Below are 12,598 nucleotides of genomic sequence, written 5' to 3' on the forward strand. Positions count from 1 at the left end.
GGAGGAACCGAACCCACTATTCACGCCTAGTCTTGGATCCGGTTCCTCAACACGCCGGAAACAGAGGAACCGGAACGGAACACGAAAGACAGCGGATCAGAGGACGCCGACGTCGGCGGTGGTGACGGTGTGGGTCAGGCCGTCGGCGTCGCGCACTTCGAGCGATGCGTCGGCGCCGAGCGCGACCGCCGTCCCCTCGAGCGTCGAGCCGTCGACGAACGTCGCGCGCACCTGGCGACCTAGCGTCCAGCATTCGCGCTCCATGCGCGCATGCAGCATCGCGGCCGCCGCTGCCGGCGACCACGCAAGATCGCGCAGCAAATCTTCCATTGCCGTTAGCGCCAGCGCGCCGATGCCGTCGGTCAGCTGCGCTGGCGACGCGAGCGCTTCGGCAACGCCGGCACTAGCGCTTTCGCCATCAGCAGCCCCGTCGCCTCCATCCGGCGCACCGTCAGCCGGTTCGGTCACCAGCTGCAGCGACGTCGACTCCGGCGTCGGCAGCCGGTCCGCCGCCATCGCAAGATTCAATCCGACGCCATATATTAGGCCCACTTGAGCGCCGGACGCCCCGGCACTCCCGCCAGTTCCGAGAGCCCTGCCACCTCCGGCAACCGTGCCGCTGTCGAGGCCGGAAATCTCCTCCCCCGCCGCCGGCAGCTCGACGAACTGCGTAAGGATTCCGCCGAGCTTGCGGCCGGCGACGACGATATCGTTCGGCCACTTGACGCACGCCGCCTGGTCGCCGCGCCAGCGCAGCCCGGCGTCGGCGACAGCTTCGCGCACGGCGTCGGCGACGGCGATGCCCGGCACCATCGTCGCCCAGCCCCGCGTCTGGGGGTCGGCGACGAGCGCCGCCGGCACGCGGAACATGAAACTGACGATGAACGACTCGCCTTCGCGGCTCACCCACTGCCGCCCGAGGCGCCCGCGGCCGGCGGTCTGCGATTGCGCGACCACCATTCCGCGGCGCGGCGCGTGCCCGCTTTCGAAAATCTGCCGTGCGACGTCGTTCGTCGACGCCACCTCGTCGTACGCAAAGACTTCCGCCGCCTGCCGCATCCGCGGATAGCGCGTTCCGGTTCCTCCCGTCACTGCGCCAACGTTTTCAGTTCCACTGGCAGCCGCATCGCCGCCGTTCATTTCGCAAGTCGCATCCGTTGCCATAGATTCCTCCAACCAATCTCGGTGCTTCCATCTTGCCAGCCGGCCGCCGCCGCAGCGCCCTCCCTTCCGCTCCTCGGGCTAAAATCGCCAATTATGACCCCAGATTCCCGCCGCGCTCCCTCCCGTCCGCCGTCCCGCGAAGGTTCGGTTCCCCAACACGCCGAGGACGAAGGAACCGAAGCGGAGATTTCGGGGGGTACCCAAGGTTCGGTTCCCCCACACGCCGCAAACGGAGGAACCGGAACCAGCCGGGCCGGAGAGGTAGCGGCTGCGGTTCCTGGTCCCGATGAACGCAGCGGCGGGAAGGCGGCTTCGATATTCTGCTGGGCCGTGGCGGCGCTGGCGTGCGCGTGGATCGCGTGGTGCACGGCAATCGGCCCGCTGATGCGCTCCGACGTCGGCCTCGCCGGCTTCGGATTCGGCAACGTCGTGCGGTTCGTCGCCGCGTTCGCAGTCTCGTTCGGCCTGATCTGGCTGCTGGTTGCGCTCGCCCGCAGCGCTCGCAGCCCCCAACGGCGCCCGCGCAAGGCGTTCACGAAAATCTCGGGGCAGGCGGATTCGACGCTGCGCAACTGGGCGAGCCGCGTGCGCCTGACGACGTTCGGCCGCGGCGCCGCAAGATTCGGACGCGCAGCCGCCCGCATCATCCGCCGCGCGACCGACCGCTGGTGGAAGCTGTGGCTGATTTTCATCGTCGCGTGGCTGTGGGTGCCGATGACGCTGCTGAGCGCGTACGGCGCCGACATCAATTCGCAGGCGCGCGAGTTCAGCTGGGCATGGAACCAATGGACCGGCATCGCGCAGCCGTACATCGGCTTCTTCAGCTTCGTGCCGATGGACATCTACCCGACCGCGCACTATATGTGGCCCGACAACCCCACCTACCTCACCGACCAGCACAACATCGTGCTCACCGTGCTGTACGGGGCGACGGCGGCCGCGTCGCGCTATTTCACCGGTTCGAACGACGCCGGTTTCGTGGTCTTGAGCGCCGGGCAGTGGCTGTTCGCGACGTTCTGCTGCGCCGCGACGGCGAACCGTTTCTTCAATCTGCCCTGGCTACGTCGCAAAACCAAGATTCGCCGCCGCGCTGCAACCGTTTCCACCCGTGCAAACGGTTCCCGTCCAGCAACCGTTTCCAGCGGACGCAGTGCGCGGCGACGTTTCGGCTTCGGCAGCCGGCGTTCCGGTTCCGCCACAGATTCCGCCGCCAATCTTTCCGGTTCCTCCTCGCACCTTCCGCTGGAAGCCGAGATGGCGGCCGCCGGCGCAACGAACATAGATTTCCTGCACCCCGAACGCGGCGTCGCCCCGCGCGCCGCGCGGCTGGCGGCGAGCGCTCCGGCACGGCTGGTCATTCTCCTCGCGCTGATCTGCTGCCCGCTCGCGTTCTTCTCCACGATTTCGCTGACGAAATCCCCGCTGTTCGCGTTCGCGTTCCTCTGGTGGTTCGGCTGCCTCTACGAGCTCTACATGACCCAATCCCCCCGCTCCGGTTCCTCAACACGCCGCGAACGGAGGAACCGGAGCCAAACCATCCCCGCAGAATCTGGTTCCGGTTCCCCGACACGCCGGTGGCGGAGGAACCGGAGCCAGCACACCCCTGCAATTTCTCATTCCGGTTCCTCTAGCGGTGCCGCGAAAGTGCGCGGGGTGACGATTGCGGCGCTGGTGATGAGCGACGTCGTGATGCTCGTATCGGCGAAGTATGCGTGGTACATCATCCTCGCGCAGGTCGTGCTCAGCCTGATCGCAGACCGCCGCCGCTGGAAGGTGTACGTGTTCGCGCTGCTGCTGCCGACGCTGCTCATCCACGGCGGCACGACGTACCTCATCGACTCCGGCCGCATCATCGGCGGCGACCCGATCGAAAGCCGCGGCGTGCAGCTGCAGATGATCGCCCGCGTCGCGAAAGTCGACCCCGACTCGATCCCCCAGTCGGCGAAGGACAAGCTCGAGCCGATCTTCAATCTTGACCAGATGGCGCAGGCCTACTCGCGCCAGGACGCCGACCCGGTGAAATCGAGCGGCATCCAGTCGAAGAAGGTGAGCTACAAATGGCGCACCGTCACCGCCGACGACATGAAGCAGTTCAACGCGGCGTGGCTCGAGATCACGCTCGCCAGCCCGCGCGTCGCCCTTGACGCCCTCTTCGCCGAATGCTACGGCTATTTCGACATCTTCGACCCGCCGTACGTGTCGATGACCTACTACGTCAACAACGACTACGTGCAGCAATCGAGCACCTGGATCAAAACGGTCAACCACAAGTGGCGCGACCTCGTGGCCGGCTCTGTCTACGAGTGGAGCAAGGTGCCGGTGCTCGGCTGGTTCGTGCACGGCAATTTCTACGTCACGCTGACGCTGATCATCGGCGCCGCCGAGCTCGCGCTGCGCCGCTGGCGCGCGCTGAGCTGGCACATGCCGCTGCTGTTGCTGATGGGCGTCATGATCACGGCGCCGGCGAACAATTTCGAACGCCACATGCTGCCAATCGTGTTCTGTTTCGGTTTCCTTTGTTTGCAATTCTGGCGCGATTCGCACATTCCGCACCTCGCGGGAGCGGGAAGCCACCCGGTACAACGGTTCCGCCGCCGTACGGAACGGAAAGCGGAAACCGAGCCGCAGAGGGAAACGTTCCAGCAAACGGCATCCCGGCAGCAGGAAGCGTTTCAGCAGCCCAACATACCGTTTACACGGCGGTTGCGCGGCAAAAAATCTTGGGTAAAAACCAGCGGCCGCGCTACCGTAGGTAGGCAGAAGGAGGCCGCGCAATGACCGACGTTTCGATTCTCGACCTGCTCGCCGGGCGCGCCGACGCCGGCACGCTGGAACGGCTCGTCGTCGAATGCCTGCGCGACGGCGAGGCCGACGAACGCATCGGCTCGCTGCTCGAGATTCTCGGGTGGTCCAGCGATTTCGACTGTTTCGCCGTCGGCGGCGTCGCGAAGGACAATGCGGAAGCCGCGGCGGAAACGACGCGCCGCGTCGCCGCGAACTACGGCGCCGAGCATGTGCTGTGCGGCACGCACGACGGGTTCTCGCTCGCGCTCGTCGAACTGCAAGGAGCGGCGCGGCCGGAAATCATTGGAAACCAGATTCTCGCCGCGTACGATCCGGCCGGCGCCGCCTATTTCAGCGCCGTGCGCCCCGGCGTCGCCGGCGCGCGGCGAGCCGTCCACGAAGCCTACTATTCGCTCAAGGCAGCCCCGGCCCTGCAGGACGCCACCGCCGGGCTGCCGGCTCCCGCCGCGGGTTCCGGTTCCCCGAGCGCCGCTGGGACCGCCAGTCCCTCCGCAGCGGCAGCCGCGGCTTCCGCGGTCCGCACTCCGGGTTCCTCCGTCCCCGGTTCCCCGACGCTGTTCCGCGGCGACGATCTGTTGCCGGAACGGGCGCTGCTGGGCGACGAGTACGCGAAGCAGGAGCTGATTGCGAACGTTTTCGGCGCACTCAAAGGCGACAATCCCGACGACCCTACCTATATAACGGTATCTACGTTCCTGCGGCACGGCGGTTCGCTGGAGGCGACGGCGCGCGACCTCATCGTCCATCCGAATACCGTGCGCTACCGGCTCAAGCGCGCCGCCGAAACCACCGGCTGGGACGCCACCGACCCGCGCGACGCCTTCGTCCTGTCCACCGCCATCACCCTCGGCCGCATTTTCGGATAAAAACAATCCCCGCCAAACCTTTCCGCAACTGTCTGCAGCCCAGAAACCATGAGGCTGGAGAGTTTGCGGAAGGGTTCGGCGGGGATTGCAAGATTGCAGCTTGGCCGGCCCGATTCCGGAACCGGAAATCTAGGAAATCTTAAGAAAAGAAATCCAGGAACCGGAACCGGCCGAAAGCCTAGCTAGGCGCGAATCAGATCGCGGCGGTGTCGACCGGGACGCCCGGGTTCATCGTCGACGTGATCGTCGCCTTCGTGATGTAGCGGCCCTTGACGGTGCTCGGCTTGAGGCGCTTCACCTCATCGAGGATGGCGCGCAGGTTCTCGTCGAGCGCTTCCGGCGTGAACGACAGCTTGCCGAAGAGGAAGCTGAGGTTGCCGTTCTTGTCGACGCGGAAGTCGACCTTGCCGCCCTTGATGTCCTTGACGGCCTTGGTGACGTCCATCGTAACGGTGCCGGTCTTCGGGTTCGGCATCAGGCCACGCGGGCCGAGGACGCGGCCGAGGCGGCCGACCTTGCCCATCATGTCCGGGGTGGCGACGACGGCGTCGAAGTCGAGGAAGCCGTCGGCGACCTGCTGGACGAGATCGTCATCGCCGACGATGTCGGCGCCGGCTTCGAGGGCTTCGGTAGCCTTCGGGCCGCGGGCGAACACGAGCACCTTGGCGGTCTTGCCGGTGCCGTTCGGGAGGTTGACGGAGCCGCGGACGAGCTGGTCGGCCTTGCGCGGGTCGACGTTCAGGCGGAGTACAGCTTCCATCGACTGATCGAAGTTGTATTCCGGCATGCTCTTGATGAGCGCAACGGCCTCTTCCGGGGTGTACAGGTTGGCGCGGTCGACGCGCTCAGCTGCTTCGCGGTACTTCTTGGAGTGCTTTGCCATGATGTTTTCTCCTTTTCGCCTCTACGCTCAGTCGTTCACCGTGATGCCCATCGAGCGCGCAGTGCCCTCGATGATCTTCATAGCGGCTTCGATGTCGCGGGCGGAAAGATCGGCCATCTTGGTTTCGGCGATCTCGCGCACCTGGTCCTTGGTCACCGAGCCGACCTTGTGGGTCAGCGGGTTCTCGGTGCCCTTCTGAATGCCGGCGGCCTTCTTCAGCAGAGCCGCAGCCGGCGGGGTCTTGAGAATGAAATCGAAGGAGCGGTCTTCGTAGACGGTGATCTCAACCGGGATGACCTGGCCCATCTTGTCCTGCGTCTGGGCGTTGTACGCCTTGCAGAAATCCATGATGTTGACGCCGTGCGAACCGAGCGCCGGGCCCAGCGGCGGGGCCGGGTTGGCCTTGCCAGCCTCGATCTGCAGCTTGATCAGCGCCGAGACTTTCTTCTTCTTAGCAGCCATGTGAATGGTCTTCTTTCTATCAAGCGGTGATTGCGGCACGCTGCGGAGTTCCACCGTGCGCACCTTCCGCATCGATTAGTTGCGTTGCGCTGTGCCGACGAGTCTTGTTTTCCAAGATTCTCCAGACACAACCTCTCAATTCTCCCCCACCCCCGCGACTTGTGGTCAGGCGAGCTTTTCCACCTGGTCGAAGCCGAGTTCGACCGGCGTATCGCGGCCGAAAATAGACACGAGCACGGTGAGCTTTTGCGTCGTCGGCTCGACTTCCGAAACGACGGCTTCCATCGAGCTGAAGGGGCCGTCGGTAACGGTGACCTGGTCGCCGACCGCGTACGAGACTTCCAGCGTGCGCTTCTTCGCCGCGGCCGGCTTGTCGCCAGCCTGCTTGAGCGCCTGCGAGGCGATCATCGGCGCCATCATGTTGACGACTTCCTTGCGGCTCAGCGGCGCAGGTTCGCGGGTCGGCCCGACGAAGCCGGTGACGCCTTCCGTTTCGCGCACGATGCGGCGCGCTTCCTCGTTCGGCCACATGCGGATGAGCACGTAGCCAGGCACGCGCACGCGGCTGACGACTTTCTTGCCCTTTTCGGTGTGCTTTTCGACTTCCTCCATCGGAACCTCGACCTGGAAAATCTGGTCTTCCAAGCCGAACGACGCGACGCGGGATTCGATATTGCTCTTCACGCGCTTTTCGTAGCCTGAATACGTATGCAGCACGTACCACTTGCCTTCCAGCGAGCGCAACGACTTCGAGAACTCCTTCACCGCGCGTTCGCCGGCATCAAGATTGACGTCGGCCGCCGCTTCGCCGTTCTCTTTACCGTTTTCGTCGTTTTCTACGCTGTTTTTTCCAGCGCCCTCGCCGTTTTCTTCGGCACCTTCACCATCGTTTTCGCCGTCGGCTTCAGATTCGGCCGCCGCTTGCGAAACCGTTTCGCTGGAACCGGTGGCGTCGGAATCCTGTTCCGAATCCTCTTCGGAAACGAGAGCGTACGCCTCGCCTTCCGCACCCTCTTCCGTCTGGTTGTCGGCTTCGATCGTCTCGACGGTCTCCTGCGCGGCCGGTTGCGGATCGTCCTGGAACGATTCGATGTCGGCGAGCGCGTCGCCTTCCGCCGCGAGCAGGTTCTCTTCGTCAGTCATACACTTCCACCTTGGTTTTTCGAAGTTGTGGGAAACAATAAGAAACTATATCCAGCGAAACAGTGTACTTCCTGACCCCAACATTCCGCTTTCTCCACGTTCCAGTCGCTGACGCCTCCCCGCCGACTGGAACGTACCCACCCGACTACGTTCCAGTCGCCTACAACCCCTCACCGACTGGAACGTACTCCCCAATCTACTTTCCAGTCGGTGAGAAGCCGTCAGCGACTGGAAAGTATCCAATCGCCTACATTCCAGTCGCCTACGACCGCCCACCGACTGGAACGTAGCGTTCTGGCTATGAACCAGTCGAGAGGGGCGGCACCGGACGAAAACAGAGGAACCCCGCGAGCGCCAGGCTGCGGGGTTCCTCCAGAGAGAAGAAGAGAGATAGTAAGTCTAAAAATCTTGGGCGCTCAGCCGAAAATCAGGAACGCAAGATTGCCCAGGCCGTAATCCATCGCGGTAACGGCGACCATCAAAATCACGACGAAAATGAACACGGCAAGCGACCAGAAGAACAGCTGCTTGCGGGTCGGCGTAACGATCTTGCGCAGCTCCATGATGATCTGCTTGATGAACATGCCGATGCGCATGAAAACGTTTGGATTCTTAACGATTTCGTCGTTGGATTGCTTCCCAGCCATCGCACCTCCACATGGCGTTGTCGTTAACAGTAGGCAACAGTTTGTTCGCGGGGACGGGCGCGGAATTTCCGCGCCTTGCTCGTCCTCGAGATCCAGCAGGGACGGCGGGACTCGAACCCACAACCTACGGTTTTGGAGACCGTTGCGCTACCAATTGCGCCACATCCCTAGTGTTTCCGTCCGCCCCGGCGAACCGGAGCCAGCGAAAACCGCCAAGACGAAATATTAACGTGAACTGGCGACGTTGTCCAATCGCGTGCCGAATTCCTTCACATTTCCCGCTCTCTTCCCCGCTCCGGTTCCTCAACACGCCGCGAAAAGAGGAACTGGAACGTTCCAGCAAGACAGGAACGTTCCAGCGGAAGGAGCGCATGCAGAAGAAAGCGCAAAAACGGAAGAAATCTACCGCTGCGCGGCCCAGGCGGCGAAGCGGCGCATGCCTTCGGCGAGATCGTCGTCGCCCAGCGCGTACGAGAAGCGCAGGTAGCCCGGCGCGCCGAACGCTTCGCCCGGCACCGCGGCGACGTGCGCTTCGTCGAGCAGCCCGGCGGCGAGGTCGGCGGACGTCTCGAATACCGAACCGTTCGGCCCGATCGGGCGGCCCAGCAGCCCCTCGACCGACGGGAACGCATAGAACGCGCCGGTCGGCACCGGGCAATGCACGCCGTCGATTGCGTTGAGCGCGGCGACGATGGCCTCGCGCCGCTTGTTGAACGCGTCCTTCATCGCCATGACGGCGTCGAGTGGCCCCGACACGGCGGCGAGCGCGGCCCGCTGCGCAATATTGTTGACGTTCGACGTCATGTGTCCCTGCAGTTTCGACGCGGCGGCGGCCACCGGCTGCGGCGCAATGAGCCAGCCGACGCGCCAGCCCGGCATTGCATACGTTTTCGCGACGCCGTTGAGCACGATCAGCTGCCCGCGCACTTCGGGAACGACGGCGCCGATATACGACGTCTTCGCGCCGTCGTACGTCAAATGTTCGTAGATTTCGTCGGAAATAACCCAAATATTATGGTCAATCGCCCACTTTGCGATCCCCTCCACCGTTTCGCGGGACCAGACCGCGCCGGTCGGGTTGTTCGGCGTCGTGACAACGATTGCTTTCGTACGCTCGGTGCGCGCCGCCTCAATCGCGGCGAGGTCCGGTTCGAAGCCGCGGTCGGCGCCGGCGAACACCTCCACCGGCTTGCCGCCGGCGAGCTTGACCGCCTCCGGATAGCTCGTCCAATACGGCGTCGGGATGATCACTTCGTCGCCCGGATCGAGCAGCACCTGGAACGTCGAATACACGGCCTGCTTGCCGCCGTTGGTCACGACGACCTGGCTTGCGTCGACGGCGAACCCCGAGTCGCGCAGCGTTTTGTCGGCGATCGCCGCGCGCAGTTCCGGCAGACCCGGCGTCGGCGAATACTTGTAGTTGCGCGGGTCGCGCACGGCCAGCGCCGCCGCATCGACAATCGGCGCGGGCGTCGCGAAATCCGGTTCCCCGGCGCCGAAACCGATAACGTCGATGCCTTCGGCCTTCATCGCCTTCGCCTTCGAATCGACGGCGAGCGTCGCGCTGGGGGTTACGTGGGTAATGCGGTCGGAAAGTTTCTGCCAGTCAGCCATACTCATGGTTCCTAGGGTACGTTCCCGACTTTACAAGATTCTCACAAATCTCATTTCTCCCACGCTTCCGGTTCCCCTCCCAGCGGCGTGTTGAGGAACCCGACCCAAGATTTCCGGGCGGCTATACCAGCGTGAGATTGTCGCGGTGGACCAGCGGATGCGCGTATTCGTCGCCGAGCAGGCGGCGCAGCGCGGCGGTGGAACGGCCGAGCATGTGCGGAATCTCCTCCGAATCGTAGCCAACGAGACCTTTCGCCAGGTGCTCGCCCGCTTCATTGTCGATCCAGACCGCATCGCCGGCCGAAAACTCGCCGCGCGACTCGAGCACGCCGGCGGCCAGCAGCGACGCGCGCCCCGCCCTCACGGCGGCGGCGGCCCCGGTGTCGGCGACGAGCGTTCCCTGCGGATTCGACGCGAACTTGATCCACAGCCGCCGCGCCGACCCGCGCCGCTTGACCGGCGCGAAGCAGGTGCCGACCCGGTCGCCCATCACGGCGGGACCGGCCTGCGCCGCGCACGTCAGCACCGTCGGAATGCCGGAAACGGCGGCCATCCGCGCCGCTTCGAGCTTCGTCACCATGCCGCCGGTGCCCACGCCGGAACCGGAGCCGCCGACGCGCACCGAATCCACCATCGTCGTCACGTCCGGCACGAAGCCGACGCGCCGCGCTCCCGGCTCGTCCGGCGGCGCCGTGTACAGCCCGTCGACGTCGGTGAGCAGCACCAGCGCGTCGGCGCGCACCATGTTGGCGACGAGCGCCGAAAGCCGGTCGTTGTCGCCGAAGCGGATCTCGTTCGACGCGAGCGCGTCGTTTTCATTGACGATCGGCACGACGCCGAGCTCGAGCAGCCGGTCGAGCGTGCGCCGCGCGTTGCGGTACTGCTGCGGCTGCACGGTGTCGCCGGCCGTGATCAGCAGCTGCCCGACGCGCACGCCGTACCGTCCGAACGCGCGCTCGTACTCCGCCATCAGCAGTCCCTGGCCGACCGACGCCGCGGCCTGCTTCGTCGCCATGTCGTCCGGCCGCCGGTCCAGGCCGAGCGGCCCGAACCCGGCCGCGATCGCGCCCGACGACACGAGCACGACGCGGCCGCCGAGCAGCGCCACCTGCGCCAGCGCGCCGGCGAGCGCTTCCAGCTTGCCTACGTCAAGATGCCCGCTCGGCTGCGTCAGCGAACTCGAGCCCACCTTCACGACTACCGTCGCGGCCGCGGCCACCGCCGCCCGCACTTCTTCTTCAGTCTTCATGCTTCCCTTCGGACGACTTATTCGCCGCGGCCGAACAGCGACGTTTCGTCGTGCCGGTCGTCGTCGACGGACGGATCGGCCCAGTGGCCGGCCTCGCGTTCGGCGGCCATCGCCGCGCGCACGGCGGCGCGCGCGTCCATCATCTCGTGGTATTCGCGGCGGCGTTCGGCGTTCGAACGGCGGTGCGAGCGCCCGGAATCTTCCGCCAGACGAAGATCGGTGCCGCGCGAACCCAGCTGCGTTCCGTCCAGCATTTCGGCGCCGGCCGCGATCGTCGGGTCCCAGTCGAACGCGACGGCGCGCTCCCCGCGGCCGATGCGCACTTCGTCGCCCGGGTGCGCCCCGGCGCGCCGCAAGCCGTCTTCGACGCCGAGCCGCGCCAGGCGGTCCGCAAGGTAGCCGACGGCTTCGTCGTTATCGAAATTCGTCTGCAGCACCCAGCGCTCCGGCTTCGCGCCGGTAACGGTATACCAGACGTCGCCGTTGGGGCTGGATTCGCGGGTGATCTCGAACTCCGCTTCCGGCGCGCCGCGACGGGACTTCGCCGCACCGCGCGCCGCTTCCAGCGGTTTGATGAGCACGCGCTCATTTTCCTCTTCCGACGCGCGGTCGGCGACGTCGGCGCGCATTTCGACAACCAGCTTCGCGAGCGCGAAGTTGAGTTCCTTCAACCCGGCGTGCGACGCCGTCGAAATCTCGTAGACCGGCAGATCGAGCTTTTCGAACTCGCCGCGTACGAAATCGGCGAGTTCCTTCGCTTCCGGAACGTCGATTTTATTCAGGATGATGACGCGCGGCCGCTCGGGAATCGGAATCGCCCCCAGCGGCAGGTCGAGATCGTTCGCGTACTCGCCGAGTTCCTTTTCGAGCGCGTAGTAGTCGGAAAGCGGGTCGCGGCCCGGTTCCAGCGTCGCGCAATCGATGACGTGCGCGATGATTTCGGTGCGCTCGATGTGCCGCAGGAACTCAAGCCCGAGCCCCTTGCCTTGCGACGCGCCAGGAATCAGCCCCGGCACGTCCGCGATCGTATAGCGCACGTCGCCGGCCTGGACGACTCCAAGATTCGGCACCAGCGTCGTGAACGGATAGTCGGCGATCTTCGGCTTCGCCGCGCTCATCGCCGCGATCAGCGACGACTTGCCGGCGGAGGGGAACCCGACGAGCGCGACGTCGGCGATCGACTTGAGTTCCAGCACGACGTCGCGTTCCTCGCCCGGCTCGCCGAGCAGCGCGAAGCCGGGGGCGCGGCGGGTCTTGTTCGCCAGCGCCGCGTTGCCGAGGCCCCCTGCGCCGCCGGCCGCGGCGACGAACCGGTCGCCGGGGTGCCGCAGGTCGGCGAGCAGCTCGCCGGGGCGCTTGGGCTCGCCCTGCGCGCCCTTCGCCGTGAAGATGACGGTGCCGACCGGCACCGGAAGAATCAGGTCGTCGCCCTGCGAACCGTCTTTCGTGTCGCCCAGGCCCATCGTGCCGTTGCCGGCGGAACGGTGCGGCATGAAGCGGTAGTCGAGCAGGCTGTTGGCGTTGTCGTCGGCGACGAAGATCACCGAGCCGCCGCGGCCGCCGTTGCCGCCGTTCGGACCGGCCAGCGGCTTGTATTTTTCGCGGCGGATGCCGGCGGAACCGTTGCCGCCGTCGCCGCCCTTCACGTGTACCGTCACGCGATCCACAAAGTCACTCATGTTTCCCACTCTACTGGCACGGCAAAACCCGACAAAATAAAAGGCTGCGGCTCAATGAACCGCAGCCTTTCCAAGTCAAAATGCGC

At 65.3% G+C, this 12,598-nt stretch carries 10 protein-coding genes and 1 tRNA gene; 2 read left to right on the forward strand and 9 right to left on the reverse strand.

The features are described 5' to 3' along the window. Positions 1-96 precede the first annotated feature (96 nt). Positions 97-1,164, reverse strand: a complete 1,068-nt coding sequence (locus AC1AXT_RS06290; RefSeq protein ID WP_476540634.1) for a biotin--[acetyl-CoA-carboxylase] ligase — start codon at positions 1,162-1,164, stop codon at positions 97-99. A gap of 315 nt (positions 1,165-1,479) precedes the next feature. Here AC1AXT_RS06290 and AC1AXT_RS06295 point away from each other — a divergent pair, with 315 nt between their 5' ends. Continuing rightward, the gene (locus tag AC1AXT_RS06295) at positions 1,480-3,942 is read left to right on the forward strand and encodes a DUF6020 family protein (RefSeq protein ID WP_476540870.1); all 2,463 of its coding nucleotides are present in this window, start codon (positions 1,480-1,482) and stop codon (positions 3,940-3,942) included. After that, entirely contained in the window at positions 3,939-4,835 is an 897-nt protein-coding gene (locus AC1AXT_RS06300) for a helix-turn-helix domain-containing protein (protein ID WP_476540635.1), read from the forward strand. The genes AC1AXT_RS06295 and AC1AXT_RS06300 overlap by 4 nt, the downstream gene beginning before the upstream one ends. 193 nt (positions 4,836-5,028) lie before the next feature. On the opposite strand, the gene rplA is transcribed toward AC1AXT_RS06300, so the two are convergent. The 8 genes from rplA to obgE all read right to left on the reverse strand — a co-directional run bounded on the left by rplA (position 5,029) and on the right by obgE (position 12,512). Then, a complete protein-coding gene (gene rplA, locus AC1AXT_RS06305) occupies positions 5,029-5,718 on the reverse strand; it encodes a 50S ribosomal protein L1 (protein WP_476540637.1) in 690 nt (229 codons plus the stop codon). 27 nt (positions 5,719-5,745) lie between these two features. Continuing rightward, a complete protein-coding gene (gene rplK / locus AC1AXT_RS06310; protein ID WP_476540639.1) occupies positions 5,746-6,180 on the reverse strand; it encodes a 50S ribosomal protein L11 in 435 nt (144 codons plus the stop codon). Between the two features lie 165 nt (positions 6,181-6,345). Then, the gene (gene nusG, locus AC1AXT_RS06315) at positions 6,346-7,323 is read right to left on the reverse strand and encodes a transcription termination/antitermination protein NusG (protein WP_476540640.1); all 978 of its coding nucleotides are present in this window, start codon (positions 7,321-7,323) and stop codon (positions 6,346-6,348) included. Between the two features lie 416 nt (positions 7,324-7,739). Beyond that, positions 7,740-7,970: a preprotein translocase subunit SecE gene (gene secE / locus AC1AXT_RS06320; protein WP_476540641.1), complete on the reverse strand. Its 231-nt coding sequence runs from the start codon at positions 7,968-7,970 to the stop codon at positions 7,740-7,742. A gap of 96 nt (positions 7,971-8,066) precedes the next feature. Next, positions 8,067-8,139, reverse strand: a tRNA-Trp gene (locus AC1AXT_RS06325). A gap of 233 nt (positions 8,140-8,372) precedes the next feature. Further along, complete coding sequence (locus AC1AXT_RS06330; RefSeq protein ID WP_476540872.1) at positions 8,373-9,584, reverse strand: pyridoxal phosphate-dependent aminotransferase; 1,212 nt, start codon at positions 9,582-9,584, stop codon at positions 8,373-8,375. Positions 9,585-9,705: 121 nt separating this feature from the next. Next, positions 9,706-10,833, reverse strand: a complete 1,128-nt coding sequence (gene proB / locus AC1AXT_RS06335; protein ID WP_476540643.1) for a glutamate 5-kinase — start codon at positions 10,831-10,833, stop codon at positions 9,706-9,708. Positions 10,834-10,850: 17 nt separating this feature from the next. Then, on the reverse strand, positions 10,851-12,512 hold the full coding sequence (gene obgE / locus AC1AXT_RS06340) for a GTPase ObgE (RefSeq protein ID WP_476540644.1): 1,662 nt from the start codon (positions 12,510-12,512) through the stop codon (positions 10,851-10,853). Positions 12,513-12,598 lie beyond the last annotated feature (86 nt).

The organism is Bifidobacterium sp. LH_450 (genome assembly GCF_056356715.1).

Excerpts from the sequence above, each read along its gene's own strand:
- AC1AXT_RS06290 (WP_476540634.1), bottom strand. The coding sequence starts at position 1,164 with ATGGCAACGGATGCGACTTGCGAAATGAACGGCGGCGATGCGGCTGCC.
- AC1AXT_RS06300 (WP_476540635.1), top strand. The coding sequence starts at position 3,939 with ATGACCGACGTTTCGATTCTCGACCTGCTCGCCGGGCGCGCCGACGCC.
- rplA (WP_476540637.1), bottom strand. The coding sequence starts at position 5,718 with ATGGCAAAGCACTCCAAGAAGTACCGCGAAGCAGCTGAGCGCGTCGAC.
- rplK (WP_476540639.1), bottom strand. The coding sequence starts at position 6,180 with ATGGCTGCTAAGAAGAAGAAAGTCTCGGCGCTGATCAAGCTGCAGATC.
- nusG (WP_476540640.1), bottom strand. The coding sequence starts at position 7,323 with ATGACTGACGAAGAGAACCTGCTCGCGGCGGAAGGCGACGCGCTCGCC.
- secE (WP_476540641.1), bottom strand. The coding sequence starts at position 7,970 with ATGGCTGGGAAGCAATCCAACGACGAAATCGTTAAGAATCCAAACGTT.
- AC1AXT_RS06330 (WP_476540872.1), bottom strand. The coding sequence starts at position 9,584 with ATGGCTGACTGGCAGAAACTTTCCGACCGCATTACCCACGTAACCCCC.
- proB (WP_476540643.1), bottom strand. The coding sequence starts at position 10,833 with ATGAAGACTGAAGAAGAAGTGCGGGCGGCGGTGGCCGCGGCCGCGACG.
- obgE (WP_476540644.1), bottom strand. The coding sequence starts at position 12,512 with ATGAGTGACTTTGTGGATCGCGTGACGGTACACGTGAAGGGCGGCGAC.